Origin of the sequence: Rhodococcus sp. NPDC059969 (assembly GCF_042738325.1) — a bacterium.
Lineage (GTDB): Bacteria > Actinomycetota > Actinomycetes > Mycobacteriales > Mycobacteriaceae > Rhodococcus_F.
Map to the genome: position 1 here is coordinate 425,034 of NZ_JBHWUF010000001.1, position 26,916 is coordinate 451,949.

Sequence of the window (26,916 nt, forward strand, 5' to 3'; positions counted from 1 at the left end):
CCTCAGCGCGACATTTCGTGACCCGCACATTTAACGTTTCACGTCGAGATTTAACCTCTACGTGAGTTTATTTTCCCAGCTTGCGGCGGTTTCCGGCCCCCCTTAGCGTTGCTCGCATGACGGAGGCCCAACGCTCGTTTCTCGTCTGCGCTTCGCAGCGCAGCGGCAGTACTTTGCTGGTCGAATCCCTGCGAGCAACCGGGGTTGCGGGTGAGCCGGAAGAGTTCTTCCAGTACCTCCCCGAGACCTCGCGATCGCCGCAACCGAGGCAGTGGTTCGAAGACGTCACGGACGAGTCCGTCCTGGGTCTGCTCGCCCCGTTCCACCCGGGCACGCCGGACACTCGCACCTCCGAACAGTGGCGCACACAACTTCTCGAACTCGGCCGAACCCCCAACGGAGTCTGGGGTGGCAAGCTGATGTGGAACCAGACGCCGCTTCTACTCGATCGCGCGGCCGGATTGCCCTGGCGCAGTGGGACGGACCTACGTTCCGCACTCCACGACACCCTCGATCACGACCTGCAGTTCATCCACGTCTATCGAGAAGATGTCGTCGCTCAGGCCGTGTCGATGTGGCGCGCCGTGCAGACACAGGTCTGGCGCGACGACGCGACCCCACCGAATCTCTCGGACGGTGCGCAGTACAACGCGCTCGGAATCGCACACCTGGTGACGATTCTCGGTGAGCAGGAACGCCAGTGGAAGCGCTGGTTCGAAGAGGAGGACATCTCCCCCATCGAGATCGGGTTTCGCGATCTCACCGAAGACCCGCAGTCCGTGGTCGCAAAAACCCTCATCTCCCTCGGCCTCGACGGACAACTGGCCCCGCCACCGCCGCTGCGTCGTCAGAGCGACGGACGATCCCGCGAATGGGTGCAGCGTTATCGCATCGACGCCAAACAGAACGGATACCCCGTCACATGAGCACCGTCACCGATGTTGTCGACGAACTCCGAGTTCTCGAATCCGAAGCGGTTCACATCATTCGAGAGGTGGTGGCAGAACTCGAAAGACCGGTACTGCTCTTCTCGGCCGGCAAGGACTCGATAGTCCTGCTTCGACTCGCCGAGAAGGCGTTTCGACCCTCCCCACTCCCTTTCCCGGTCCTGCACGTCGACACCGGCCACAATTTCCAGGAAGTCATCGAATTTCGCGACCGCCGAATCAAGGAGGGCGGGCACACACTTCTGGTTGCTTCCGTTCAGGATTCGATCGACCAGGGTCGAGTGCAGGAGTCGACCGAGTCCAGCGGATCGCGAAACCGCCTGCAGACCAGAACTCTGCTCGACGCTCTCGAAGGCGGGCGATTCGACGCCGCATTCGGCGGCGCCCGCCGGGACGAGGAACGCGCGCGAGCCAAGGAACGTGTCCTCAGCTTCCGTGACGAGTTCGGCCAGTGGGATCCTCGGGCGCAACGGGCCGAACCGTGGTCGCTCTACAACGGTCGGATCAGACGCGGAGAGTCCGTTCGTGTCTTCCCGCTGAGCAACTGGACAGAACTCGACATCTGGCGCTACATAGCCCAGGAGGAACTGGAACTGCCGTCCATCTATTTCGCGCACGAACGGCGGGTATTCGAGCGCGACGGAATGCTCCTCGCTGCTTCGGAATTCAGCACCGAAACCGAGAACGCCGCGGCAACGACCGAGTGGGTGCGATACCGAACCGTCGGCGATCTGACCATTACCGGCGCCGTTCGATCGCACGCCACCACCATCGACGACGTCGTCACCGAGATCTCGGCCGCGACGGTTTCCGAACGAGGCGAGACTCGCGCAGACGACCGAACCTCGGTCGCCGCGATGGAAGACCGAAAGCGTGAGGGCTACTTCTGATGACCACCACCATCACTCGCCAACTCCTGCGACTGGCAACGGCGGGTAGCGTCGACGACGGCAAGAGCACCCTGATCGGCCGACTGTTGCACGACACCGGCAGCCTGCCCACCGATCACCTCGATTCCGTGACCGACGAGGATGGTGTCGCTGATCTGGCCGCACTCTCCGACGGGCTGCGCGCCGAGCGCGAACAGGGAATCACGATCGACGTTGCCTACCGATTCTTCTCCACTCCCACAAGAAGTTACGTCCTCGCCGATACTCCGGGGCACGAGCGCTACACGCGCAACATGTTCACCGGCGCATCCAACGCGCACGTTGCCGTCCTGTTGGTCGACGCGAGAACCGGAGTACTGCGTCAGACGCGTCGGCACGCCAGAATCGCTGCGCTGCTCGGTGTTCCGAACCTTGTCGCGGTAGTGAACAAGATCGATCTGGTGGACTTCGACGAAGCGCGATTCGCTCAGGTGCAGGAAGAATTGCGGGCCTTGGCACGGCAAGTCGGACGTGAGGACGTACTCGCCATCCCGGTTTCCGCGAAAGCCGGCGACAACGTCGTGACCCGTTCGGAGAACACCGCGTGGTACGACGGTCCGACGCTCCTCGAGTACCTCGAAGGCGTCGAACTCCATGCGCCTGCGACCCGCACCGAAGAGCTCCGGCTTCCCGTGCAGTGGGTTTCGCGCCCCGATCCGCAGAACCGTCGCCGATACACCGGCCGAATTTCGGCAGGCACGCTGAGCGTCGGAGACGAAGTGGTGGTTCTGCCGTCCGGATCGAAGAGCACCGTGATCGGATTGGATACTCTCGACGAAGGTCGCATCACTGCCGTTGCACCACTGTCGGTTTCAGTGGAGCTTGCGGACGACATCGACGTCGGACGTGGCGATGTTCTGGTCAGTGGCGGCGCGCAGGCTCATTTGCCCGTGCTGGCCCGAGAACTGGACGCCACGATCTGCTGGTTGTCCAACACCCCGTTGCGCGCCGGTGACCGCATAGCACTCAAACACACGTCCCGGACCGTGCGAGCGACGGTTCAAGAACTCCACACCCGTCTCGATCCTGAAACGCTCGACGAGCAGGACAGCCCAGTCGAACTGGGACTCAACGACATCGGAACGGTCACGCTCCGAACCAGTTCCGTGGTGGTCGCCGACACCTACGACCACAACCGGGACTCGGGCGCTTTCATCCTGATCGACGAGCAGAGTAACGACACCGTCGGCGCCGGCACCATTCTCGAACCACGCGTTGTCGTTCCCGGTGAGCAGACCCGCAACGACATCAAATGGCACCCGTCCTCACTCGAACGTCAACGACGGTGGGCGTCGACCACCCAGAAGGGCGCGACGATCTGGCTGACCGGCCTGCCTGCCTCCGGAAAGTCCACCGTCGCCGTGGCTGTCGAACGTGCGCTGGTCGAGGCCGGGCGCACGGCGTATCTTCTGGACGGCGACAACGTCCGCCACGGTATCTCCGACGATCTCGGGTTCTCGCCGGGAGACCGAGCCGAGAACATCCGACGCGTCGGGCATCTCACGCGACTGTTCGCCGACGCCGGCGTGGTGGCCATCGCGTCGATGGTCTCGCCGCTGCGTTCGGATCGAGCGATTGCGCGTGCTCTCAACGAAGCTGCCGGCCTCACCTTCCTGGAAGTTGCCGTCACGACTCCCGTCGAAGAATGCGAACGTCGAGATCCCAAAGGCTTGTATGCACGTGCGCGGGCCGGTGAACTGAAGGGACTCACCGGAATCGACGCACCGTACGAAACCCCGGAAGCTCCGGATCTGGCTTTCGACACGACCGGCGCTGACATCAGTGAACTGGTCGAGCGGGTCATCGCATTGTTGGAGGAGCGAGAGACCGCTCAAACCTAGGGGTTTTCGGTGTCCGACTCGAGATAGCCGCGGTCCGCGCTGTAGGCGGACCGCACGTTGGGCCGGACACCGATCTTCTCGAGGTACGCCGCCATGCGGTGCACGGCCATCGCGCTACCCAATGCCTCGTCGGGCAGACGGTCATCGGTTTCGGCGCGCCAGTTGTGAAGCTGCGAAGACAATTCCGCCTGTACAGCCGAGACTTCCGGTCGATCGATCAGATTGATCTTCTCGTCCGGATCGGTTCGTAGGTCGTACAGCTCCCGGGGTGCTCGTACCGCCAGATGCTCGGTGCCCAGGGCTTTTCCGGAAAGACTGTCCTCGATGTCGAGCGGTAGATCCAGAGCCGGGCGGACGGCGTAGTTCTCGATGTAGCTGTAGTCCTTGGTTCGCACGGCGCGAATGGGATCGAAGCTGTCGTGAAAGGTCTTCTCCGTGAACAGGGAGGTCCGGACGGGTTCGGACGGCTCGGTTCCACGATCGACGAGGGCATCGGCGTGCGAGCGTCCTTCCACCTCGGTGGGCACGTCGATACCGAGGAGATCGAGAATGGTCGGAACAAGGTCCACACCGCTGAACAGTGTCTCGTATTCCTTTCCGCCACTGCGATACCGCGCGGGAGGCCGAGCGATCAAGGCAATGCCGGTGCCGGGTGCATAGAGCGTCGATTTGGCGCGCGGGAACGCCGCGCCGTGATCGGTGAGGAAGAAGACCCACGTGTTCTCATCGAGCCCCTCTTCCTCGAGGGTCGCGAGCAGATCACCCACTGCGGCGTCCGCTACCTCTACGCTGCCGTGGAACTCGGCCAGATCCTCGCGCACCTGCGGCACGTCCGGAAGGTATCCGGGAACCTCGAGCGCTGCGGTGTCCGCCGGGGTGTAGCGATCCGCCGGGTACGGCCGATGCGTTTCGAAGAATCCCGTGGTGAGCAGGAACGGCTCGGGCGGGAAGCGTCGTAGCCAGTTCTGGGCACGCGGAACCACGTAGTCGCAGAACGAGTTCGTGACGTCGTACTCGTGATAGCCCAGTCGCTTCGGATACGCAGTCTCGTGCTGCATGCCGAAGAGCGAGGTGTACCAACCGTTGTCGGAGAGGATCTGCGGAAGCGTCTGCACCTCCGCGTGGTACTCCCAGCCGTGGTGCGCCAACCCGATCAGACCGTTGTTGTGCGGATACCTGCCCGAGAAGAGCGAACCGCGCGAAGGCGAGCACAGCGGCGCCGTCGCGTGTGCGTCGGTGAACCGGATGCCTTCTGCCGCCAGACGGTCGAGATGGGGGCTGTTGACCCCGGCGACACCGTAACTCGCGAGGTGTCGCCCCAGGTCGTGCCAATGAATGATCAGGACGTTATCTCGCGCAGCCGACACGTGGGCAAGGCTAGTTGCCCTGCCCACGTGCGGCAACAGCTCGAATCAGCAGGATCTCAACTGTTTCTGCCGAGCTGTCTGATCCATCCGCGGGTATCGGCCGGATCGATGACGTCGTCCAATTCGAACGTGGTCGCCGCCATCAGTGCCTTGCCCTGTGCGTAGGCCAGTTCCACGAACTGACCGAACAATGTTTCCCGAGCCACCGGATCTTCGACGGACTCGAGTTCCTTGCGGAAACCGAGACGCACGGCGCCTTCCAGACCCATCGGCCCGATCTCGCCGGTCGGCCACGCCACCGTGAACTCGGGGGCGTGGAAGGAACCACCGGCCATCGCCATGGCGCCCAACCCGTAACCCTTGCGCAGGATGACCGTTCCGAACGGCACGGTGAGTCGAGCACCGGCAACGAAGAACCTGCCGAACCTTCGGACCGTCGCCTCCTCCTCCGAATCCGGGCCCACCATGAAACCCGGTGTGTCGCAGAGGGTCACCAGCGGGATGCGGTGTGCTTCGAGGAGTTCCAGGAAATCCGAGGCCTTGTCCGACGCTTCCGCGTCGATCGCGCCGCCGAGATGCTCGCTGCTGTTGGCCAGCACACCGTACGGAACTCCTTCGACGCGAACGAGTGCGGTGACTACACCGCGTCCGTAGTCTCGACGCAGTTCCAGGACGCTGTCGACGTCCGCGATTGCATCGATTGCTCCACGAACGTCGTACGAGCGCAGGCGATTCTCCGGCACCACATGCCGCGAGAGCCGCGGATCCGGAGCCGTCCACTCTCCGCTCGCACCCTGGAAGTAGCCGAGGTACTGCTTGGCCAGGGCCACCGCATGAGCGTCGTCGTCAGCGACCAGGTGTACGACGCCGTTACGGCGCTGCACGTCGATGGGGCCGATGTCCTCGGGGCGGAAGTTTCCGAGCCCGCCGCCCTCGACCATGGCAGGACCACCCATCCCGATATTGGCGTCCGGTGTCGCGATCAGGACGTCGCACGCGCCGGCCAGGGCCGCGTTGCCCGCGAAACAGCGCCCGGACACGACGGCGACCATGGGCACCCGCCCGCTCAGCGCCGCCATGGCGCGGAAGGTTCCCAGCTCGAGGCCCGCCCCGGCGCCTGCATCGGTGTCACCGGGCCGACCGCCGCCACCTTCCGCGAACAGCACCACCGGAACTCGCTTGCGGTCGGCGATCTCGAGCAGGCGGTCGGTCTTGGCGTGATTGCGCATGCCCTGGGTACCGGCGAGCACCGAGTAGTCGTACGAGATCACGACGCTCTCGCCGCCGCTGATGGTCGCCACTCCGCCGATCAAACCGTCAGCCGGAGTGTTGGCGATCAGGTCTTCCTCGCTGCGTCGACTGCGCTGCGCCGCCAGCGCGAGAGCGCCGTACTCGACCAGACTGTCGTCGTCGACCAGGTCGTAGACGTTCTCGCGAGCAGTCCGGCGTCCCAGCTTGTGACGCTTCGCCACTGCCGCGGGCCGGGCCGCGTCCAGGGTCACCTCGTGGCGAGCGATGATCTCCGCGAGATCGGGACGCACGTCGTCGAGGTTCACCTCGTCGACCTCTGCGAGCTTCGATCCCGCGCTTGCACTACGGACGACGAGCAACGGTTCGCCCGCACCCACCGACCTCCCCGGTGACGACAGGACCCGGACCACTTCGAGATCACCGGGCGCCGAGAGAACATGCTGCATCTTCATCGCCTCGAGGACGGCAACCTGGCCACCCGCATGGACGCCGTCACCGACGGCGGCGAGTTCGACGACGATGCCCGCCATCTGCGCACGGACCACATCCTCGTCCGGTGCCACGTCCACAGACGAGGAGGGCGTTTGTGGGCCCACTTCGGGAACGAGGTCCGTCAACCGCGAACCCAACCAGTCGACGTCGACCAAACCGTCACGGAAGTCCTTGTCGGACAGAATTGCCTGCAGGAAATCGATGTTGGTCGCTACACCGTCGATGGCGAACTCACTCAAAGCAGCAATCGACTTACGCACCGCGGCAGGGAAATCCGATCGACGCGTATGGGTGATCACCTTCGCCAGCAGGGAATCGTAACGTGCACTCGGCGACATCCCGACCGCGCCGAAGGTGTCCACTCGCACACCGGGCCCGCTCGGAGGAGTGAAGTTGTCGAGCGTGCCCGACGACGGCAACGCATTGCCGTCCGGCGTCATGGTTTCCATGTTGACGCGGGCCTGGATCGCGATTCCCGATGCGACTGCCACGGATCCGACTGTCTCCGAGTCCTTCTCGAGAGCGGTGATTCCGGTTGGTAGGTCCAGGTTTTCGAACGGAACTCCGTCCGCGATCGCGAGCTGCACGGCGACGAGATCTACCCCGGTGACCTCCTCGGTTACCGTGTGCTCCACCTGAATTCGCGGGTTGACTTCGAGGAAGACGAAGCCGCGTTCCTCGACGAGGAACTCGACCGTCGCGATTCCGCGGTAGCCGACCTCGGCACACAGCCTCGCGGCCGCGGCGTGCAGACGCTCGCGCAGGGCCCCCGACAGCCCCTGCGCGGGCGCTACCTCGATCAACTTCTGATGCCGACGTTGGACGCTGCAATCACGGTCACCCAGAGCGAGCGCATGGGTTCCACCTTGCCCCGGTGCCGCCACGATCTGCACTTCGATGTGCCGAGCGTGCTCACTGAGTACCTCGGCGAACAGTGCCGAACTGCCGAATCCCGACTGGGCTTCGGCCGCACACACACGGTACGCGTCGTCGAGCGCTTTCGGGTCACGGACCGCGCGCATGCCGCGGCCACCGCCGCCACTGAGCGCCTTGATCATGATGCCGCGGGGGTTGCGCTCGAAGAATTCGCGCACCTCGTCGAGGGCGGCGTTCGCCGATGTCGACGGCAGGACCGGCACTCCTGAGTCGACAGCCGCGGTGCGGGCACTGGCCTTGTCGCCGAAAGTCCGGAGAACCTGGGCGTCCGGGCCGACGAAGACCATGCCCGCGTCGGCGCACGCCTGCGCGAATTCGGCGTTTTCACTGAGGAATCCGTAGCCGGGGTGCACGTGTGTGGCGCCCGTTTCGGCCGCGATCTTCAGCAAGCCGCCCTGATCGAGATAGGCGGAAGCGCCCGAAGCTCCGAGCGGCACCGACTCCGTGGCCGCCGCGACGTGCGGACTGGACGCGTCGTCCTCGGCGTAGACCGACACCGTCTCGATGCCGAGTTCACGGGCAGTTCGAATGATCCGCAGCGCAATTTCGCCGCGGTTCGCAATCAGCAGTCTCATTTGTCCCCCTGAGTGGCCGGGGCCGCACATGAAGACTTCGTAGTGCGCTCGAACAGATCGCCCTTGCGCACCTTTCCTGTCGCAGTCATCGGAAGCGCCTCGAGCACTTCCACTTCGGGCACCTTGTACGTGGCCATGTTCTCCTTCGCCCACGAGACGATCTCGTCGGCCGTGGCTACCGAACCCTCGACCAGTTGGACAAAGGCAAAAGCCACCTGCCCCTTGTCCTGGTCCGGTTTCGGCACCACCGCAGCCTTTTCGATCGCCGGGTGCAGCATGAGCAGCGCTTCCACCTCGGACGGGAAGACGCTCATGCCGTTGGTCTTGATCATTTCCTTGTTCCGCGCCAGGTAGTGCAAACCACCACGCTCACTGAACTTTCCGACGTCGCCGGTCTGCAACCAGCCGTCACGGATGGCGTCGGCCGTCGCAGCGTCGTTGCGGTAGTACGCGGAAAGGATCGACGGACTGCGCACGATGATCTGTCCGTGCTCGCCGACGGGAACCGGCCTGCCGTCGTGATCGACGATCAGAACGTCGGTGCCGGGCACCGGTATTCCGCAGAACACCGGCTCGCTTTTCAGGTCGTAGTCACCGTCCTGGAAGCCGAGGGTGATCGTGTCCGCGGTATGGGTTTCGGTCATGCCGTAGCTCGCTTCGCGCAGAACACCGCCGGTGGCCTCGCGCCACCGCTGGCGTGTGGCCGGATCGAGTTTGAGGACAAACGAGACTGCCATGGCGTTCTGGAGTGTCGAGAGATTTCGCTCCGCGAATCCTGGTGTGTCCATCAGTTCGACGTAATTGTCGACGGTTCCGACCAGTGAGGTCACGCCGTACGTCTCGACCGCGTCGAGCGTGGTTTCCGCATCCCAACGATTCAGCAAGACAACGGTTCCGCCGTTGACGAGCGGAACCAGGATGCCGAAGTCCTCACCCGCGATCCAGAAGATCGGCAGAAACACCAGGGACACCGGCGGATTGGCGCCCACCTGGTCACCGCCGGCAAGTGTCGCCGTGGCCGCGGTGTAGACCATGTGGCGCTGAGTGTGCTCACAGCCCTTGGGCATTCCCGTCGTTCCGCCCGTGTAGTTCAGAGCAGCAAGGGAATCGAGATCGGTGGCAACCGGAGTCGCCCGCTCACTGGTGATGATCGACTGCCAGTCGCTCAGGCGCGGATCGTCCACTTCGAAGGGCAGTTCGACGGTCGGGATCGCGGTCAGCATGTCCGACACTGCGGTCTTCGCGACGTGTTCGAGCGGAGTCTGTGAGCGAACCTTCTTCACCAACTTCGAAAAAGTGTTCTGCGTCAGAAGAACCGTGACGCCCGCATCGTTGAGCTCGTGAATCAATTCGTGTTCACGGAAGAGCGGATTGATCGGTACGTGAACCGCGCCGACCTTCAGAATGCCGAGCATCGCGATATGGAACTGCGGGCAATTGACCAGGTGAACGCCGACGCGATCGCCACGTTCGACGCCGAGCGAAAGCAGCCATCCGGCAAAACGATCCGAAAGCTCGTCGTATTCGGAATACGTGATGACCCGGCCGTAGAAGACGATTGCGGGAGTATCCGGCCGCTCTGCCGCCCAATGCCGCAAGTAGTCGACAAGCCCCCCGCCTTCGAGCGGATACTCGACGGCGCGGGGAATGCCGGCGGGCCAATGCGCTTGTTGCAGCGCGGAGATTTCCGCCAGAGCCGCTTCGAGCACGTCTTGTTCTGCCACCGATCACTCCATTCGTAAAAGAAATCTATTTCGACTCTTCGAACCCGATCAACCGCTCGGACATCGTCGTCATATCTGCGATGAACTGGTTCTGCTCGTCGGCACTCGCTTTGCTCAATCGTGCTCCACCGGCCATCTGCGCGTCCGAGATCATCTGCACGAGCACCGGAGGCGAAACGCAGGGATCTACGTCGTGAACCTGTCGAATACGTTCGACGAAGCGCACGTAGCGGCTCACGAGCTTTTCGCGTACCGCCGACCAACTGCGCTCGACCTCGGAATCCACCCGCGCCCGGTGCTCGATGACCGCGAGCAGGTCCCCATAGGTGTACACGGCCGTGATGAACGCCGATGTGGTCGTTCGGAGAACTTCGCGTAGATCCTCGGCCGCCGGCCCCTCCATGTGCTGGGCGTCGAGAAACCGTCGGCACATCATTTCGGCGACGGCGCGGAAGACCTCGTCCTTGGACGAGAAGTACGCGTAGAAGGTCGCCCGGGACACATCGGCCCTGGTCGTGATCGTCTCGACCGTCACGGCGTCGTATCCGAGTTCGCCGAAACAGAGCGCCGCAGTGTCGAGCAAGCCGGCACGGCGTGGACCGTCCCCGAGCTTGCGGGCTGTCCGCGCTCGCTCCTGCGTTTCGCTGGTGGTCACCGTCACAGTGTGTGTTGACGTTGACGTCAATGTCAAGAATCGCAGCCCCGACGACCGACTTCGGCCTTTTGTTCGGGTTGCCCTTTCACAGCCCATATATCGGGTGTAAGACTCTGCCTCTAATGCTTTTCGCCTTTTCCAGAAGGAGTCAGTTCCGTGCCGGAAGAATCCGCGTCACCCTCCTATTCCACGATCAAGGAAACAGTTGCCGGTTTGATGCCGACTCTGGAGTCGGAACTAGTCGAACTTGTTCGCATCCCGTCGATAGCGACCGAGGGTTTCCCCAGCGAACCCCTCTTCGAGGCTCACGATCTGATCGTTTCTCTACTGGAAAAATCCGGAGTCACGAAGATTGAGAAACTCGACATAACAGGTAAAACCGCGCCCGTCATCATTGCGACAGTTCCCGGCCCCACCGGATCCCCGACGGTATTGATGTATTCGCATTACGACGTCGTTCCCGCCGACGACGTCGAACTCTGGGATTCTCCGCCTTTCGAACCGACCAAGCGTGACGGCGCGATCTACGGCCGCGGTACGGCAGATTCGAAGGCAAACGTCATCGGTATGATCGGCGCGCTTCGCGTCTTCGACGGAAAGCCGCCGGTGACGGTCAAGCTCGTCATCGAGGGCCAGGAAGAATTCGGCAGCCCCTTCGACAACTATCCGCCGGAAGCCCCCGAATTGTTCGCGGCCGACGCAATGGTCATCGCCGACGTCGGCAGCGTTCGCCCCGGATCACCGACCCTGACCGTCGCACTGCGCGGATCCGCCCAGGTGATCGTCGAACTCACCACTCTCGGCGCCGACAAGCACAACGGCCTCTACGGCGGCGCCGCACCGGACGCCCGCCTCGCGCTCATCCGCGCACTGGCGTCGCTGCACGACGACAACGGGGACGTGGCAGTCGACGGCCTCCTACGCGAACCGTGGACCGGTAGCTCGTACACCGAGGAAGAGTTCCGCACCCTCGCCGAGATCCGCGACGGACTCCCCCTGCTCGGAACCGGCGGCATCGGCGAACGCATCTGGTCGGGCCCGGCAATCACCGTGACCGGTATCGACGCGCCCCCGGTGGACGGTGCGGTCAACGCCGTCGCAAGCACCGCCCGCGCCGTGATCAATCTGCGCGTGCATCCGCGTCAGCCGGCAGTGGAGGCACAAGCTGCCCTGATACGGCACCTGGAAGCCCTGCGCCCCTTCGGTTTGCAACTGACGATCACCGCAGGAGAAACCGGCGACGGATTCGCGGCGGCCGAAGGTGGACCGGCCTTCGACGCGGCACTGTCTGCACTATCGCAGTCCTGGGGTGAGCCGGCCGGGCTGATGGCAGGCGGCGGCTCGATCCCCCTCGTGATGGCCTTGGATACAGCAGTGCCCACCGCCGAGAAGCTGTTGTTCGGCGCCACCGACGGTTACGCAAACATCCACGGCCCCAACGAACGTGTACTGCTCGACGAGCTCGAGAAGGCCGTCGTCGCCAAAGCACTGTTCTTCCAGGAGTACGCCGACACCTTCGAGGGGAAGAAATGAGCACCGAGACCGACACGGGATCCCCGCAAACGCCGGCCAAGAAGAAGTTCGAGTTTCCCGGTGCGGTCACGATGCTCGCGATCGTCACCATTTTGGTCTGGATTGCGGCACTGTTCATTCCGGCCGGACGCTTCGGCGTCGACGTGGACGGCTCACCCGTTCCCGGCAGCTTCGAAACAGTCACGTCTCCGCTCTCGTTCTGGGAACGAATCCAGCAACTGATCCTCTCTCCCGTCAACGGCCTGTACGGCGTACAGGATTCGATCACCGGGTTCGTCGACACCGACAACATCGGACGGCTCTTCGGTTCGGTCGGCGTAGTCCTCTTCATCATGGCGCTCGGTGCGTTCATCTCGGTCAGCTTTGCCACCCGCAGCCTGGAAACTGCTGTCTCCCAACTCGCTACCAAGCTCAGCGACAAGGGCTGGTTGCTCATCACCGTCATCATGGTGCTGTTCTCGCTGCTCGGTTCGACGATGGGCTTCTCGGTCGAGACGTTCGGCTTCTACGCCCTGCTCATACCGCTGATGACGGCACTGGGTTACGACCGCATGGTCGCGGCGACGATGATCATCCTCGGCGCTCTGGTCGGAAACATGGCGTCGACGGTCAACCCGTTCTCGATCGGCGTCGCCTCCGGTGAGGCAGGCGTCTCCATCGGTGACGGCATCGTGTTGCGCGTGATCTTGTGGATCGTATTGACCGCGGTGGCAGTGGCATTCGTTCTCCGCTACGCCGCGAAGGTGAAGAAGGACCCCACGAAATCGCTCGTCGGTTTCGAGATCGAGGACGACGACGAAGAACCGGCCGAGCCGGTGGACATCGACGGCAAGCTCACCGGAACTCAGAAGCTGGTGCTGCTCATCACCGGGCTCACGTTCGGATTGATGATCTTCTCCGTCATCCCGTGGTCGAGCATCTTCGGCGCCACGACCGGGCCGGCCGAGTACGACGCGTACCACGTCACGGCAACCGAGCCCTACTGGTTCGAGTTGAACTGGTGGTTCCCGCAATTGGCGATGCTGTTCGTCCTCGCCGCCGTTCTCGTCGGCGTGGTCGCGAAGATGGGTGAGAAGAAGATCGTCTCCCTGATCACGCGTGGAGCCGGCGACATGGTCGGCCCGGCGATCGTCATCCTGCTCGCTCGCGGTGTCTCGGTGATCATGACGAACACCGAAACCCTCGACACCATCCTCAACGCGATGGAGCAGTTGGTCAGCGGTGCTTCGGCAGGAGTCTTCGCGATTCTCGTGATGCTCGTCAACATCCCGTTGGCGTTCCTGATCCCGTCCAGTTCCGGTCACGCCACCCTGGCGATGCCGCTGCTCGCCCCGCTGGGCGACTTCGCCGGAGTCAGCCGAGCACTCGTCATCACCGCCTTCCAAATGGGCCACGGCCTGATGCTGATGGTCGCCCCGACCAACGTCGTCGTCGTCGGCGGGTTGGCCATGGCGAAGGTCGGCTACGACAAGTTCCTGCGCTTCGTCTGGCCACTGCTACTGATCAACTTCGTGATCGTTGTCGTGGTGATCGGCGCGGCAGCGGTATTCGAGTAGTTCAGGCGTGGTGGGCCTCGCGTGCCGCCGTCTCGAGACGGTCGTTGTACTCTGCCCACCACGCCTGATCACCGGGAGCCAGATTGTTGTCGCCCGCCTTCATCCCAGCGGCGCCGTCGATCAGCTCCCGCACGATGTCCGCGTGGCCGGCGTGCCGATGGATCTCGGTGACAACGTGAACGAGAATCCGGTGCAGCGTGACGTCGCGGCGGTCCTCCGGCCAGTGCTTCACGAAACCAGGTGCATCCAGATCGTGCTCCTCGATCGTGGCGTCGGCGAAAGCCCACGTCCGGCGGTAGGTTTCGACGATGTCGGCACTGGACTCGTCGGCGCGGGCCCACATGTCGACGTTGAGTTCCTCCGAACGCAACCACGCAGGCAGATCGGGAACCCGGCGGCCGAACGTCGGGCCGAAATACCCGAGCTCGACGCCGATCATATGTTTGACCAGACCCAGCAGGTTTGTCCCTGTCTGGGTCATCGGACGCCGAATGTCGTACTCCGACAGCCCGTCGAGCTTCCAGACGAGTGCGTCGCGCGCGGCCTGCAGGTAGCGCTGGAGATCTTCCTTTTCCGAGTTGGTGGCCATGAACCAACCTAAACCGAGTGGAGTAAAAGTGACAGCGGTGGAGGATCTGACCGAGCTTGCCTCCCTGGCCGTCGCCGCCGAGCGTGACGCCAGGTCGGTGCGCTGGCACAACCCGGCAGCCGTCCGCAAGGCTGCCGCGTCCGTCCGTGATTCGCTCGACGACGAACGGTCAGCGCTGAGCCGACCGTCGTACAGCGGGTTGTCGCCGTCACCGCACATGGCTCGCCAACTCGAACTGATCACGACATTGCAGCCGCCACTGCCCACCGACGCCGGCATCAGCACCGCCGCGCAGGCCGAGGCCGACGCCGTCGCCGCGGTGACCACCGCACGGATAGCCTTGCGCGCCGCCCACCTTGCGGTTCTCGAAGCGCGCGTCGCCGCTCTCGACGCCGGTGACACGGATACCGTCGCCGCTGCGATCCGTGGTTACGTCCCGCTGAATTCGGGCAACCCCGTCGTCCGGCATGTGCAGGATCTTGGCTCCCGGATCCGTGAGGAAACCCGGCACGTCGTGAGTGGTAAGCCTCGGTCGATCGCTTTTCGGCTGGGGCTGAGCCTCGGAATGGGCTTGGCGTACCTGGCATTCATTCGCCTCTTCCAGTGGGACGCCAAAGAAGATCGACTGCCTTACCTTGCGCTGTATGCACTCTCGGGGGTCGTCGGAAGCGTCGTGTGCACCAATGCGCTCAGCTTCGACGCCGGCCGCGTGCGCGCTGCGCTGTCCGGTGGAACGAGGCTCTGGCACGTGCTCGTCGCGAAGAACGCGGTGATGCTGCTCCTCGTCGGCAGCGCCGGGTTCCTGCTCAGCGTCATCCTCGCGTGGCGATCCGGAAGCAGTACAGATCTGGTCAAGGCCTGCGGCCAGGTGCTGACCATGATCCTGCTCTGGTTGGGAGTCGCCAACGTGATGTCGGTGAGCCTGCCGCTGCGGGCCGAACCGATGACGGCACGGCGCCACGACGGCACGTGGAAGCAGTTCCTGCTGTCCTTCGTCATCTCGTACGGTGTCGGACTGATCGTCAATCTGATGCTCTACTGGCGAGTCTGGGCAAAGACGACGCTGCTCGAGCAGATGGGTGGGCCGTGGATTCCGGTCCTGTTGCTCCTCGCGAGCGCGGCGGCGACCTGGCTGTTGCTGACCGTCCTGGCGGTACTGCTGGCCGACCAACCACGCTTCCGACGCGCCTTGCAACGGGAGATGGTGGTCTACCGCGAAGAAACCAACCGCCCGCAGGCGACCATTCAGCACAATTCCGGCTAATGTAACCGTGCGTGGCTGATCCGGGCACGTCGCGAGTACACGCAGTGTCGAGGAAGGCGTGACCCATCATGTCCGTAAAGCCTGGCGCGGCCGCTACATCGGCCGCCGTGAGCACCGCCTCCTGGCTACCACTCATCGTGGTAGTCCTCACCCAGATTCAAGCGTCGTTCGCCGTCAATGCTCTGACCGTCTCGATGGCCGGCATCACCACCGATCTCGACACGCCCGCAACAAGTGTCGGCACCGCGATCACCGCGGGCACCTTCGCCATGGCGGCCTTCATTCTGCTGGGAGCCAAGATCGGCGCCCGCTACGGAACGCGTTTGGTCTTCCAGATTGCCGTCGCGATTCACGGCCTCGCGATGGCCGCGGTCGCTTTGAGCCAGAGCCCGGCCATGCTGTTCGTGGCGCAAGCTGCGTCCGGCGCTGTGATCGCCCTCATTGCTCCCGCGTTGACTGTCTTCATCGCCACGAACTTCAGCGGCGATCAGCAGGCAAAGGCCATTGGTTACCTGGCAGCAGCAATCCCCGCGGCCGGAGTGCTGGCGCTGCTGATCGCCGGTTCCTTCGCGACGACGATCGGGTGGCGCTACTCGTTCGCCCTCGTCGTGGCTCTCGCTGTGGTCAACCTAATCCTGAGCTTCCGGGTCAAACCTGTCCCCCCGCAGAAGGACATCACCATCGACTGGGCCGGCGCCGCCATTGCTGCCATTGCCGTCATCCTGCTCAGCTTCGGTTTCAGCGGCCTCAACTCGTGGGGCGTCATCCTCGCCACCGACGCTGCGCCGTTCTCGGTCATCGGTGTTTCACCCGCGGCCATCCTGATCGTCCTCGGCGCAATCTGCGCGCAGGGCTTCTTCCAGTGGACGCGAAACCGCAAGGCTCAGAATAAGCCTCAGCTCTTCAACCTCGACGTTCTCAAGACCGGCGCCGAGCGCGCCACCACGATCTGCATGGCCACGATGATGTTCGTCGGAACCGCGGCCAACTTCCTCATCCCGCTGTACATGCAGATCATCCAGGGCCGCAACAGCTTGCAGACGTCGTTCTCGATCATCCCGTACACACTCTCGATCTTCATCGCGAGCACCGTCGTCGCACGTCTCTACAAGACGTACTCCCCGCGTCTGATCGCACGAGCCGGGTTTGTCGTCGTGGCCGCCGGACTCATTCTGTTGGCCTTCACCATCCGCGGCGATTGGCATCAGATCTTTGTCGTCATCGGCCTGATCACACTCGGCCTCGGACAGGGCGCCATCGTCGCATTGGTGTTCAACACCCTCCTCACCGCAGCTCCCAAGGAACTCGCCGGTGACGTCGGCGCCTGGCGAGGACTGGTACACAACATGTCCGGCAGCGTCGGCATCGCGGTGGCCAGCGTGTTCGCCGTCGGAATACTCGGTTCCCTCGTCAGCTCGCAGCTGATCGACAACCCCACCATCCCGGCGTCACTCAAGGTCGAGTCCGGGATCAACCTCGATCAGGTCAACTTCGTCCCCAACGATCAACTCGTCGTGACGCTCGAAAACACGTCGGCAACACAGGCACAGATCGACGAAGCCATCCGGATCAACACCGAAGCACGCCTGCGTGCGCTGCGGACCTCGCTACTCGTCCTCGCCGGACTCTCCCTGCTCGCCATCATTCCCGCCGGCCGCATGCCCAACGAAGTACCTGCTCTGGAAGAACCGAAACTCACGAAGGGCAAGAAGTAACCGATGTCCAACCAAGACCAATTCGGCCCGATCGAATACGTAGCCGTCGAGTTTACCGGCGGTGCACCGACTTCGGCAGGATTCGAACAGCTGCTCACTCTCGTCGACACCGGCGTGATCCGCATCCTCGACCTCGAGTTCGTCACCAAAGCCGCCGATGGATCAGTGGCCGTCGTACCAGCGTCGACCTTCGAGCTTGCGGATTTCGACTTGGCGCAGTTCGACGGCGCTGCCTCCGGACTGCTCGATGCCGGAGACATCACCGCCGTTGGTGAAGAGTTGGCCGCCGGAAGTGTTGCCGCCGTGCTCGTTTACGAGGAACTGGCGATACTGCCGGTGATCGACGCCTGGACCCGCAGCGGCGCAAAGATTGTCACCGAAGGCCACCTGACCTTGGACGAACTTGCTGTTGCACTGGACAATACGGAGAAGGACGCATGAGTTTCTTGAGGCGAGCCGGCCGGGTAGCCGTCGCAAGCTCCATTCACGGAAATGTTCAGCGCCGTCAGCGCACGCGTTGGGCGGCCGAAGATCAGGCCCGCGCAGCACAGGCCCAGCCAGTGCCACCGATTCCCGATCTACCACCCCTGCCGCCGCAGGCAGCTCCGACAGCATCGATGGACGCAAAGCTCGAACAGCTCACCAAGCTCGGCGAACTCAAAAACGCCGGCGTGCTGACGGATGCCGAGTTCGAGATCCAGAAGGCGCGCATCCTCGCCTGAACTAGCTGGGCCGCCCCAATGCAAAAGCCATGACGGGAAGCTGCGTCGTCGCGAGATTCAACAGAGATGCCACGCGCCCATCCGTGAATCCCGCGATGGCGCAGCCCGCAAGTCCCATCGCCTCGGTCACGAGGTACAGATTCTGAACCAGCACACCGGCATCCACGTGCATCGTGCGGTAGTGCCGCGTCGCGTACTTCTCGAGCGGCCCCTCCACGTTCGCGACGACGAACAGGAGAACCGGGAACACGTCGGCGAACTCGGGCTGGAGAAGGCTCGCACGAAGGTGGTCTCGCACGCCGCCGAGTCGGACAACCTCGGCTCGGCCTCGGGCATACCGGTACACCCCGGCTCCGAGCTCGTCTCCGGGGCGGCTGAGAACAAACGACAGCGTCAGTTCGCGCATTCCGCCCGCCGTCGGGCTGCTGACAAGACTGTGGTGCAGCACATTTGACAGTTCGTCGGCTCCCAACGCATCTGCCGCCGGGTTGCAGCGGCTCCGTCGCGCCTGCAAGACCTCCGGGAACCCGCAGGCGGGCAGTGGCATCGGGGCCGGCAGTTCCACGGATTCACACGTCAGCGGCGGCAGTGCGTTCGCGTCGAACGGTAGCTCCGACGAACTCACCGTCCGGTCCAGCGCGGCATGCAGCGATACGACGGCCTCGATCCGCTCGAGTGCGGTCACGAACCCGGGTGCAGCAGGCGAGACACCTCGCCGGCTCCGTCGATCGAGACCAACTCGCCGGCGAACCACGCCTCCGGAACGGCAAAGATCGCATTCGACGCCGCGGCGGGGGTTCCGGCAAATGCCGTGCGCGCAGCCTCGAGCGTGGATTCCCGAGCCGACTCGGTGGAGTAGACGACGAGGATTGCCTTCGGCGACTTCGCGAGCACCGATTCGGTGGCTACCTGGCCGAAGTACTTTCCGTCGGGAAGGTCGTTCTCGAAAAGATTGCTTCCCCCGGCGGCCTCGAGCACACTGCTGTAGAGGCCCCTGGCCAGAGCATAGGACTGTCCCTCCGAAACCTGAACCATCACAGTGGGAACCGGCTCTTTCCCGGCGACAGATGCCTCGGTTGCGGCGAACGACTTCTTGCCGTCTGCCAGGAGAGTTGCTGCCTCCTCACGTGTTCCGGTCAGGGTACCGAGACCGTCGATGTCGGACCAGACGTCGTCGATCCGTCCCTCGGTGACTGCCTTGTGGCAATACCCGCTGTTCACGAAGATCGGGATGCCGAGGTCGCGCAATTCGTCCATGGTCTGCAATCGGTCACCGTCGAACCAGTATTCCCCGTCGGAGACGATCAGATCCGGTCGGGCGTCGAGCAAGGCTTCTTTCGCGGGAACTCCGGTGCTCAGTACCGGCACGGCCGCGAACTGATCAGCGAGTTCGGGACTGGGAGGAGAGAGGTCGGTGTTCGATTGTCCGACAATGCGGTCGGCAGCACCGAGCTGAATGAGAAGCTCCGTCATCGACGGATACAGCGAGACTATCCTTTCGGCAGTCTTGGGCAACGTGATGTCGCGATCACAATTGGTGACGGTGATTTTCTCGGACGAGGCTGCCGCCGAATCGGCAGTGGAGTTCCCGCACGCGGTCAGTACGGCGGTGGTGGCCACGGCCGAGCAGAACAGAGCGGCAGTACGTATCGAGGTTTTCAAGAGACTGCTTCTTTCGTAGGTAGGAGAGGAGGGGCGAACGAGAGCAGGGGGCGCCCGGTCAACGGATGAGTGCCGAGATGCACCTGAACCCCGAAAACTTCGGACAGCAGATCCTCGGCCAGGACCTCGGCGGTCGGTCCCGATGCGACAACTGCACCCTCTGAAAGCAGGCACACGTAGTCGCAATACGCTGCGGCCAAGGCGAGTTCATGGATCGCGACAATCGCCGTGGTACCGAGTTCGGCGACCAATTCCATCAATTCGAGCTGAGCACGGATGTCGAGGTGGTTGGTGGGCTCGTCCAGGACCAGCACCGACGGCTGCTGAGCGATCGCCCTGGCCAACATCACACGCTGCTTCTCACCGCCGGACAGTTCGGCGAAGAGTCGTGATCCAAAGCCCTGCATGCCGGTTCGCACCAGTGCTGCGCTGACGATGTCTCGGTCGATCTCACCGAGTCGAGAGAACGCGCTGTGATGCGGCGTCCGACCCGTTGCAACCACCTCGCGGACGCTGAACGAGAAATCGGATGAATGCTCCTGCCCCACAACACCGATGATGCGTGCCGCCGACCGAGGCGAGAGATCGTCCCAAACATTCACCTCGTCGACCTTCACGATTCCGCTTCTCGGCTTCATCGAGCGATACAACGCACGCAGGAGGGAGGACTTTCCACTGCCGTTCGGTCCGACGAGTCCGACCACGCTTCCCTCGGGCGCTTCGAGATCTACACCCGAAACCACCAGGCGCCCACCCCGAACGACGTGAATCCCGCTGGCCGACAATCTCATGACTGCGCACCGCCGTCCCGTCGAAGCAACCAGAGGAAGAACGGGGCACCCAATCCGGCGGTGATGATCCCGAGTGGTAATTCGTTGGGCGCATCCAACATCCGAGCCGCAAGATCGACGATCACCAGGAAGGTGGCACCAACCAACGCGGTCGCGGGGAGCAGCTTGCCGTGATCGGAACCGACCAGAAGTCGTACGGCGTGCGGCACGAGCAGCCCCACGAAACCGATTCCCCCGGCGACGGATACGACAACCGCGGTCAGCAACGACGCGATCACCAGTAGTAGCAACCTGGTACGGCGCACGTCCACGCCGACCGATTGCGCGCTCTCGTCTCCCATGGCCAACGCGTTGAGTTGGCGCGATTGTGTCAACAGAATTGCCGCACAGACGGTGATCACCGCGGCGGGCACACCGAGATCCGACCAACTGGCCCCGCTCACCGAGCCCAGCAACCAGAAGAGCACTCCCGAAAGCTGACTCGGATCGGCGCGCAACTGCACAAAACTTGTTGCAGCCGAGAGCAGATAGCCGATGGCAACTCCGGCCAGGACCATGCGCAGCGGGACGAGCATTCCCTCTCGCCTACCCAGGACGAGAACCGCGATCAGGGAGACCATGGCCCCCAGGAAGGCTGCCACCGGGACGCCGATCGACAGGCCGGTGCCGATGCCGGTCGTCATGATCAGTACTGCACCGAAGGATGCTCCGGAACCCACGCCCAGAATGTATGGATCGGCAATCGGGTTGCGCACCAACGCTTGCAGCACGGCGCCGGCCAGCGACAGCCCGGCGCCCGCCAATGCCGCAATCAGAATGCGCGGTACCCGCAATCCCCACACGATCCGATCGAGCAGCGGGTCGACCGGTGGACCGCCGACGTGCGCGTACAGCACCGCGAATACGTCGGCAAAGGAGACCGACGCGGCACCCGACCACACCGCGACTGTGGAGACCGCGACGAGTACAACCGTCGTGGCCAACAGAAACGGGACGTACCCGCGCTCGCCGACGGGGTGTGCACGCGACGGCACTCGTGGTGCTGCCTCGCTGGTCAGCGTCATCGCACTCCTGAGTAGGTGGGGTTCGCAGTCATGAACAGGTGGATCTAACCATAACGACAGTCGTTTTCATTAATAGTCACATGCTCATCTGTGCGGGTAAGGGTCGGTCCGCAGCGCACTCGCCCACGCGAAGAGCGCCCCGACCAGCGCAAAGATGCACGCAACGAGGTAGGCGGTGCCGATGTCCCAGCGTCCTGCGATTGCCCCGGCAATCAAGGCGCCGACCGGCGAACCACCCCAGGCGACCATCCTCGCCGTGGTGTTCACCCGGCCCTGAAGACGATCCGGAGTCAGCCGCTGACGTGCACCGATGCCGTTGAGGATGGTGACGGTCGTACAGCCGGAGTAGACAGCGAGCGCCGTGATCGCGGCGGCGGTGTTGCCGGTTGTCGCAACGACGAACAGCACCATCGGGGCGATCGTCAGCGCACCAATCGTGATCGCCCCGACCGGCCACTGCGCCGGTAGCCGTGGAAGCACGAGGGCGCCGACCACTCCACCCACGGAGACGGCCGTCCACACGGCGCCGATCATCGGACTCGACGTCGAAATCCCCAGCCTCTCGGACGCGTACACCACGAGGAGAGCCGTAACTGCACCCTGCGTCAGCGAATTCACGAAGCCGACGCCGGTCAAGGCTCGCAGAAGGGGTGAGCGCCAAAGGAAGCTGAGGCCCTCGCGTATGTCCCGCGCAATTCCAGGTTCCGACCTCTGCGCCGCAGCAGGGGCAACCGAGAACGAGGCTCCGATCGACGCCATGGCCAGTCCGGCCAAGACGTAGGCCAGCGCATCAGCGCCTAATGCGTAGGCCGGGCCGATCGAGGCCACAAGCACTCCCGCGATCGCCGGAAACGCAACATCGATCAACGTGCTGGAGGTCCACAGCGCACTGTTGGCGGCCGGTATCGCGCGCCTTCCGACAAGCGCGGGCAGCGCTCCGAAAGCGGCGGCGTCAAACCACACGAAACACGTTCCGATGCACATCGATACGCCGACGGCATGCCAAGCAGTCAATACGCCTAGTGCCTGCGCCGCCGGAATACTCGCCAAGGCAAGAGCAGCGACGGCCTGCGCACACAGGATGACCGTCCGCCGGTTGACTCGGTCTGCCACGGCGCCGGCGAACAAGCCGAACACGAGGTACGGCAGAACCGTACCCGCAGCCGCGAGCGAGGTGAGAAACGGAGACCGACTGATGTCGAACACCAGAATCGGCATGGCCACGCCGGTGACCGCCGCACCGGCCACGGCAATGGTACGAGCCGTGAAGAACAATCGAAACGATCTGTCCCGAAACACATGTGGTTGCGTTTCGGCGGATCCCGTCGTCGGGGTCTCGCTCATGTATGCACTCTCTTGTACCTGTTGCTCTCCGTCGCGATCTTTCGTACGGTGGCATCGTAATGGAAATGGTTTCCATTACGGAAGGGATGACAATGAGCAACATTTCGTTCGACAGCGTCTCCAACTCGGCTCCGGCCAATGCACTCCAGGGCGTCGGCACCAACGCTCTCGTCGACAACCCGTTCACCTTCGAGCCGGTTGCCGAGGCAACGTCCGCACACGCTCTGCAGGGTGTGGGCACCAACGCCCTCGTCGACAACCCGTTCAGCTTCCAGAGCTGAAACCTTCCCTGATCCAGACTGTTTCGACAGTCTGATCTGCCGATGACCCCGCCCGCATCCGACTCGTCGGGTGCGGGCACCGACAAGGAGATCCGTGTACGCCCTCGCCGACGGACACCAGCTGTATCCGACACCGGACGGTACTTGGCATTACCTGACACCGGACGAGAACGCAGTCACGATCGGTGCTCCTGCCGAAGATCTCGCAGAACTCGACGACTTCCTCCGGCGGTCGAGTTCGCTGCTCGGTGCCGGCGCGAGCGAGATCGCCGACGCTCTCGTCGCTCACGGCGTGCTGGTTGTTCCAGGCGAAGTGCTGGAGATTCCGGGTCCACAGCGTGTGCTGATGGACGGGATCGGCCCCGTAGCCGATGCCTGCATCGCTCTGCTCTCCAGGGCTCTTCCGGATCTCGACGTCGTATCCACCACTGCGCCTGACGAAACCGACGTGGCATCGTCGGACCTCGTATTCTCGGTTGCTGACGCTCCTCCTCACGACGAGTGGTCGGAACTCGATACCTGGTGCCGCCGAAACCAAACACCTTGGCAACGCGTCCATACAGAGTTGGGTGAGATCTGCATCGGCCCGTTCTTCGACGGTATCGAAAGCGCAAGCTACCGGGACGTCTGCGGTCGACGGCTTGCCGCGTCGCGTGTCCCGGAACATCTGCAGGCGCTGTGGAATCACCTCGCCGGCAGCGAACTTCGCCCGCTTGAACTTTCACCCACCGCAGCCGCGATGGCCAGTGCGCTTGCATGTTCGGACGTCGTGGCTGGTGCCCAAGGCACACCGCCATCACACCTTCACCACCAGATCCGGATGAATCCGCGAACCCTCATGATGACTCGCCATCCCGTGCTACCACTGCCAGGCGGCGTTCTCGAACTCTCGCCGACGCTCCGGTGATCTCACTCGGCGTGAAGATCCCGGCAGCAGACGGTTCTTCGCTGGCTACGGATGTGCTTCTCCCACCAGAGTCTTCACCTCGCGGGCTGATCGTGATCCGCACCCCGTACGGGCGCGGGTGGCATCTGGCCGAAGGAATCGAATGGCGATCGCGAGGGATTGCCTTCATCTGTCAGGACGTGCGTGGACGGCACGATTCCGCCGGCTCTTGGGAACCGTACGTCCACGAGCGCGAGGACGGCGCCGCCCTCGCCGAGTGGCTGCAGGATCAGCCATGGACTCCGAAGTGCGTCATCGCAAGCGGGGCTTCATACGCGGCAGGAACTGCCTGGGCGTTTGCCGCCGAGACCAACAGCGCCGATCGGTCATTTCGCGTTGGCGGCGTCGTCTCCAAAGTGCCGACCATCGGAAGTGATCGCGTCAAACGTGATCCCTCGGGGATACTTCTCCTCGCCGAGCATCTGGCGTGGTGGGGCGAGCACGGAGATTCGTCTTCCTCTCGTGAGGGTTTCATCCCTGCTCTGATGCGTTCGGATTCAGCTTTGCTGGAACATCTCCCGGTGCAGTCGATGATCGAAAAGGTTGGCCTCACTTCCGATTCACCAGGTTGGTGGACGCCGATCAGCCGGGCTCGTGAACGCGAACCGTACGGCAGCGACGATCTCGTCTCCGCAGGCGAATTGTCTGAGCTCGATGTTGCCGGTCTGCACATCGGCGGCTGGGACGATGCGATGATTCGGGAGACGCTGCGACACTTCGCATCCGTGGGGCGCGGGCCACAAAGTTTGATCGTGGGCCCCTGGGCGCATGATCTCCGCCCCGGCATGGTCGGCGAGACAAGTTTCGGGCGCCTTCAGGTCGAGTGGATGGAATCGGTATTCTCGGCGCGGCCCCTGACCGTCAATCGGGTGTTCGACCGAGGCGCCGGCAATTGGTCGATCGCGCCGTATGTCACGGGTGCGAATTGCGTTCGTCTCGAACCAGATCTGAGGACGGCGCCCTTCAGCTTCACGCACCACGTGGAAGAGGGCCGAAACGACTGTGTTGTCTGGACTTTCGACATGGAGATCGAGTGTGTGCTGTCCGGAGCACCTTCGGTGGAGCTGAAAGTGCACTCGCCCGAGGGCGAAGCCGATTGGATCGTCGAGCTGAGCGTCGTAGATGCCGCTGGAGTCACCAGGTCGATCGCACGCGGCGCGGGCGTCAGCCTTCGATCCGGCACGCTGACCATCGATCTCGATCCTGTGCTCCACACCGTGCACCCCGGTGACGTTCTGTCCTTGCGGATCGCCGGTTCGGACTTCCCACGACTAGCACGCAATCTCGGAGACGGTGATCGCTATCGAGGAACACACAGTACGGCACTGCACCAATCATTTTCCGGGTCGCTGACCCTGCCGATACTCGGAGGAACCGACCGTGGATGACTTGCTGGTCGACGCTCGGAGCGGCGTACTGACCTCACTGGAACCACACATTCGCTCGGACATGCCGACTGGCTGGGTCGGGTGGGCCGCGAAGGTGGCCGACACCCGCAACTTCGGCGGGAGCGGTTCGCGGTTTCGCGCCGACCCCTACGGATTCGGGGCTTCGATACGCGACGATGCAGCAGCTCGCGGGGCGGCAACCGGTGAGGCCGTCGAAAGATACTGCGGCAACGTGGTCCCCGAAGATCTGGTCCGCAGCAGTGCCTCGGCGCTGGCACTGGCCGGCTCACAGGTCGTCGGCCCGGCGAGATTCGCACTGTACAGCGAGGACCAGTACCGCCTTCCCGGATTCCCCTTTGTTCCCTTCACCTCTGATCTCGACATTCGCTGGGCGTTGGGTCACACCATGGACGAAAAGGTGCCCACCTACGTGCCTGCGGCCCTGACCTATCTCGGGTACTACACGGGCACCCGTCGCGGCGAATCACCAATCGCGTCATTGCAGTACGCCGGAATTGCCGCGGGACGCTCCCCCGCCGAAGCCGAGATGTCAGCTCTGCTGGAGCTTCTCGAACGCGATGCCACCGCGCTGTGGTGGTGCGGGGACCGGTCACAGCCGGCAATCGAACTTTCCGACTGGGAGCGGTTGCCCGCGCACCGCCAGCTCGGGGACCTGGAGAGCGAGACCCGGAGCGTTCGAGTGCTGTTGCTTCCCTCCCCCTTCGGCGTTCCCGTCGCCGCAGTCTGGATCCGGGATGATCGACGTGGACTGGTCGCGCTGGGCACGGCTTGTCGACCAACGGTGGAAGCTGCGGTGTCGAAGGCTCTTGTCGAGGCGTACGCCGTACTGGCCATCACGATCGACCTCGCCGACCCCGACGGACCGACCTGGCGCAGCGTGGCGGACGGAACCCTACCGGCGCACCTGTACAAACCCTTTCGAGCCGACCGTCGTTACCGAGACGAGTTCGATCCGCAATGGAAGGACGTCGTCGATCTGCCGACCGTCGCCCAGCTGTATCTTGATCCCACGATGGCGCTAGCCGCAGAGGAACATCTCTTCGACTACACCGAAACACGCTCGGTATCAGAGATTTCCGACGAGGCGCCGCTGAATCTGACTTCCCTGGTGGCGCTTCTGACATCTCGAGGGCACCGGCCGATTTCCGTCGATCTCACCACCCGCGACATCTCGATTGCCGGGTTGCACGTCGTCCGTGTCCTGACACCCGGCCTGTACAACAATGCCCCGGCCGCCTTTCCCCTTCTTGGAGGTAGCAGATTGACCAGCGCATCGACCACCCGTCTGCACCTGCCGGTCCCCCTCGCATGAGGTCTTCGCTC

23 protein-coding genes are annotated in these 26,916 nt (G+C 63.5%); 13 read left to right on the plus strand and 10 right to left on the minus strand.

Annotated elements, in window-relative coordinates; translation table 11 throughout:
* Nucleotides 1-116: 116 nt before the first annotated feature.
* The 3 genes from ACFWAD_RS02000 to cysC are packed head-to-tail and all read left to right on the plus strand — an operon-like array spanning nt 117 to nt 3,717.
* Nucleotides 117-926, plus strand: a complete 810-nt coding sequence (locus tag ACFWAD_RS02000; RefSeq protein WP_378540949.1) for a Stf0 family sulfotransferase — start codon at nt 117-119, stop codon at nt 924-926.
* Nucleotides 923-1,837: a sulfate adenylyltransferase subunit CysD gene (gene cysD, locus ACFWAD_RS02005; RefSeq protein ID WP_378540952.1), complete on the plus strand. Its 915-nt coding sequence runs from the start codon at nt 923-925 to the stop codon at nt 1,835-1,837. Before ACFWAD_RS02000 ends, cysD begins: the two co-directional genes overlap by 4 nt.
* Nucleotides 1,837-3,717, plus strand: a complete 1,881-nt coding sequence (gene cysC / locus ACFWAD_RS02010) for an adenylyl-sulfate kinase (protein ID WP_378540954.1) — start codon at nt 1,837-1,839, stop codon at nt 3,715-3,717. The genes cysD and cysC overlap by 1 nt, the downstream gene beginning before the upstream one ends.
* Here cysC and ACFWAD_RS02015 read toward each other — a convergent pair.
* Genes ACFWAD_RS02015 through ACFWAD_RS02030 form a run of 4 tightly spaced genes read right to left on the minus strand, consistent with a single transcriptional unit; the run spans nt 3,714 to nt 10,723 of the window.
* Nucleotides 3,714-5,084, minus strand: a complete 1,371-nt coding sequence (locus ACFWAD_RS02015) for a sulfatase (RefSeq protein WP_378540957.1) — start codon at nt 5,082-5,084, stop codon at nt 3,714-3,716. The two genes, cysC and ACFWAD_RS02015, sit on opposite strands and share 4 nt — an antisense overlap.
* Nucleotides 5,085-5,140: 56 nt before the next feature.
* Entirely contained in the window at nt 5,141-8,338 is a 3,198-nt protein-coding gene (locus ACFWAD_RS02020) for a carboxyl transferase domain-containing protein (RefSeq protein WP_378540959.1), read from the minus strand.
* A complete protein-coding gene (locus tag ACFWAD_RS02025; protein ID WP_378540962.1) occupies nt 8,335-10,062 on the minus strand; it encodes an AMP-binding protein in 1,728 nt (575 codons plus the stop codon). The genes ACFWAD_RS02020 and ACFWAD_RS02025 overlap by 4 nt, the downstream gene beginning before the upstream one ends.
* A 25-nt stretch (nt 10,063-10,087) precedes the next feature.
* On the minus strand, nt 10,088-10,723 hold the full coding sequence (locus tag ACFWAD_RS02030) for a TetR/AcrR family transcriptional regulator (RefSeq protein WP_214887201.1): 636 nt from the start codon (nt 10,721-10,723) through the stop codon (nt 10,088-10,090).
* Nucleotides 10,724-10,873: 150 nt separating this feature from the next.
* On the opposite strand from ACFWAD_RS02030, the gene ACFWAD_RS02035 reads away from it, so the two are divergent.
* Nucleotides 10,874-12,250, plus strand: a complete 1,377-nt coding sequence (locus ACFWAD_RS02035; protein ID WP_378540964.1) for a M20/M25/M40 family metallo-hydrolase — start codon at nt 10,874-10,876, stop codon at nt 12,248-12,250.
* Nucleotides 12,247-13,806, plus strand: coding sequence for a YfcC family protein (locus ACFWAD_RS02040; RefSeq protein ID WP_378540966.1), 1,560 nt, complete (start codon nt 12,247-12,249; stop codon nt 13,804-13,806). The genes ACFWAD_RS02035 and ACFWAD_RS02040 overlap by 4 nt, the downstream gene beginning before the upstream one ends.
* 1 nt (nt 13,807) lies before the next feature.
* Here ACFWAD_RS02040 and ACFWAD_RS02045 read toward each other — a convergent pair whose 3' ends face one another.
* Nucleotides 13,808-14,395: a DinB family protein gene (locus tag ACFWAD_RS02045; protein WP_378540969.1), complete on the minus strand. Its 588-nt coding sequence runs from the start codon at nt 14,393-14,395 to the stop codon at nt 13,808-13,810.
* A 28-nt stretch (nt 14,396-14,423) separates the two neighbouring features.
* On the opposite strand from ACFWAD_RS02045, the gene ACFWAD_RS02050 reads away from it, so the two are divergent.
* From ACFWAD_RS02050 to ACFWAD_RS02065, 4 genes are all read left to right on the plus strand, one after another.
* Complete coding sequence (locus tag ACFWAD_RS02050; protein WP_378540971.1) at nt 14,424-15,659, plus strand: hypothetical protein; 1,236 nt, start codon at nt 14,424-14,426, stop codon at nt 15,657-15,659.
* 68 nt (nt 15,660-15,727) lie between these two features.
* Nucleotides 15,728-17,374, plus strand: a complete 1,647-nt coding sequence (locus tag ACFWAD_RS02055) for an MFS transporter (RefSeq protein ID WP_378540974.1) — start codon at nt 15,728-15,730, stop codon at nt 17,372-17,374.
* A 3-nt stretch (nt 17,375-17,377) separates the two neighbouring features.
* Complete coding sequence (locus tag ACFWAD_RS02060; RefSeq protein ID WP_378540977.1) at nt 17,378-17,815, plus strand: DUF6325 family protein; 438 nt, start codon at nt 17,378-17,380, stop codon at nt 17,813-17,815.
* Nucleotides 17,812-18,096, plus strand: a complete 285-nt coding sequence (locus tag ACFWAD_RS02065) for an SHOCT domain-containing protein (protein WP_378540979.1) — start codon at nt 17,812-17,814, stop codon at nt 18,094-18,096. Before ACFWAD_RS02060 ends, ACFWAD_RS02065 begins: the two co-directional genes overlap by 4 nt.
* Nucleotide 18,097: 1 nt before the next feature.
* Here ACFWAD_RS02065 and ACFWAD_RS02070 read toward each other — a convergent pair whose 3' ends face one another.
* From ACFWAD_RS02070 to ACFWAD_RS02090, 5 genes are all read right to left on the minus strand, one after another.
* The gene (locus tag ACFWAD_RS02070; protein ID WP_378540981.1) at nt 18,098-18,781 is read right to left on the minus strand and encodes a SagB family peptide dehydrogenase; all 684 of its coding nucleotides are present in this window, start codon (nt 18,779-18,781) and stop codon (nt 18,098-18,100) included.
* A complete protein-coding gene (locus ACFWAD_RS02075) occupies nt 18,778-19,758 on the minus strand; it encodes an ABC transporter substrate-binding protein (protein ID WP_378540984.1) in 981 nt (326 codons plus the stop codon). The genes ACFWAD_RS02070 and ACFWAD_RS02075 overlap by 4 nt, the downstream gene beginning before the upstream one ends.
* Nucleotides 19,755-20,549 carry an ABC transporter ATP-binding protein gene (locus tag ACFWAD_RS02080; protein WP_378540987.1) on the minus strand — a complete coding sequence of 265 codons (795 nt, stop codon included), beginning with the start codon at nt 20,547-20,549 and terminating at the stop codon, nt 19,755-19,757. The genes ACFWAD_RS02075 and ACFWAD_RS02080 overlap by 4 nt, the downstream gene beginning before the upstream one ends.
* Complete coding sequence (locus tag ACFWAD_RS02085) at nt 20,546-21,613, minus strand: FecCD family ABC transporter permease (RefSeq protein WP_378540989.1); 1,068 nt, start codon at nt 21,611-21,613, stop codon at nt 20,546-20,548. Before ACFWAD_RS02085 ends, ACFWAD_RS02080 begins: the two co-directional genes overlap by 4 nt.
* 84 nt (nt 21,614-21,697) lie before the next feature.
* Nucleotides 21,698-22,957, minus strand: a complete 1,260-nt coding sequence (locus ACFWAD_RS02090) for an MFS transporter (RefSeq protein WP_378540991.1) — start codon at nt 22,955-22,957, stop codon at nt 21,698-21,700.
* 92 nt (nt 22,958-23,049) lie between these two features.
* Here ACFWAD_RS02090 and ACFWAD_RS02095 point away from each other — a divergent pair, with 92 nt between their 5' ends.
* From ACFWAD_RS02095 to ACFWAD_RS02110, 4 genes are all read left to right on the plus strand, one after another.
* Complete coding sequence (locus tag ACFWAD_RS02095) at nt 23,050-23,238, plus strand: streptamidine-related RiPP repeat protein (RefSeq protein ID WP_003943543.1); 189 nt, start codon at nt 23,050-23,052, stop codon at nt 23,236-23,238.
* Between the two features lie 94 nt (nt 23,239-23,332).
* Nucleotides 23,333-24,145 (plus strand): hypothetical protein, encoded by an 813-nt coding sequence (locus ACFWAD_RS02100; protein WP_378540993.1) that lies wholly within the window; start codon nt 23,333-23,335, stop codon nt 24,143-24,145.
* Complete coding sequence (locus tag ACFWAD_RS02105) at nt 24,142-25,572, plus strand: CocE/NonD family hydrolase (RefSeq protein ID WP_378540995.1); 1,431 nt, start codon at nt 24,142-24,144, stop codon at nt 25,570-25,572. The genes ACFWAD_RS02100 and ACFWAD_RS02105 overlap by 4 nt, the downstream gene beginning before the upstream one ends.
* Nucleotides 25,565-26,905 (plus strand): YcaO-like family protein, encoded by a 1,341-nt coding sequence (locus ACFWAD_RS02110; RefSeq protein ID WP_378540997.1) that lies wholly within the window; start codon nt 25,565-25,567, stop codon nt 26,903-26,905. Before ACFWAD_RS02105 ends, ACFWAD_RS02110 begins: the two co-directional genes overlap by 8 nt.
* The last annotated feature ends 11 nt before the right edge of the window (nt 26,906-26,916 follow it).

Bases quoted from the DNA above. Each gene is read 5' to 3' on its own strand.
- ACFWAD_RS02040 (WP_378540966.1), top strand. From the start codon at position 12,247: ATGAGCACCGAGACCGACACGGGATCCCCGCAAACGCCGGCCAAGAAG.
- ACFWAD_RS02095 (WP_003943543.1), top strand. From the start codon at position 23,050: ATGAGCAACATTTCGTTCGACAGCGTCTCCAACTCGGCTCCGGCCAAT.
- ACFWAD_RS02080 (WP_378540987.1), bottom strand. From the start codon at position 20,549: ATGAGATTGTCGGCCAGCGGGATTCACGTCGTTCGGGGTGGGCGCCTG.
- ACFWAD_RS02090 (WP_378540991.1), bottom strand. From the start codon at position 22,957: ATGAGCGAGACCCCGACGACGGGATCCGCCGAAACGCAACCACATGTG.
- ACFWAD_RS02045 (WP_378540969.1), bottom strand. From the start codon at position 14,395: ATGGCCACCAACTCGGAAAAGGAAGATCTCCAGCGCTACCTGCAGGCC.
- ACFWAD_RS02055 (WP_378540974.1), top strand. From the start codon at position 15,728: ATGTCCGTAAAGCCTGGCGCGGCCGCTACATCGGCCGCCGTGAGCACC.
- cysD (WP_378540952.1), top strand. From the start codon at position 923: ATGAGCACCGTCACCGATGTTGTCGACGAACTCCGAGTTCTCGAATCC.
- ACFWAD_RS02060 (WP_378540977.1), top strand. From the start codon at position 17,378: ATGTCCAACCAAGACCAATTCGGCCCGATCGAATACGTAGCCGTCGAG.
- ACFWAD_RS02000 (WP_378540949.1), top strand. From the start codon at position 117: ATGACGGAGGCCCAACGCTCGTTTCTCGTCTGCGCTTCGCAGCGCAGC.
- ACFWAD_RS02065 (WP_378540979.1), top strand. From the start codon at position 17,812: ATGAGTTTCTTGAGGCGAGCCGGCCGGGTAGCCGTCGCAAGCTCCATT.
- ACFWAD_RS02020 (WP_378540959.1), bottom strand. From the start codon at position 8,338: ATGAGACTGCTGATTGCGAACCGCGGCGAAATTGCGCTGCGGATCATT.
- ACFWAD_RS02085 (WP_378540989.1), bottom strand. From the start codon at position 21,613: ATGACGCTGACCAGCGAGGCAGCACCACGAGTGCCGTCGCGTGCACAC.
- cysC (WP_378540954.1), top strand. From the start codon at position 1,837: ATGACCACCACCATCACTCGCCAACTCCTGCGACTGGCAACGGCGGGT.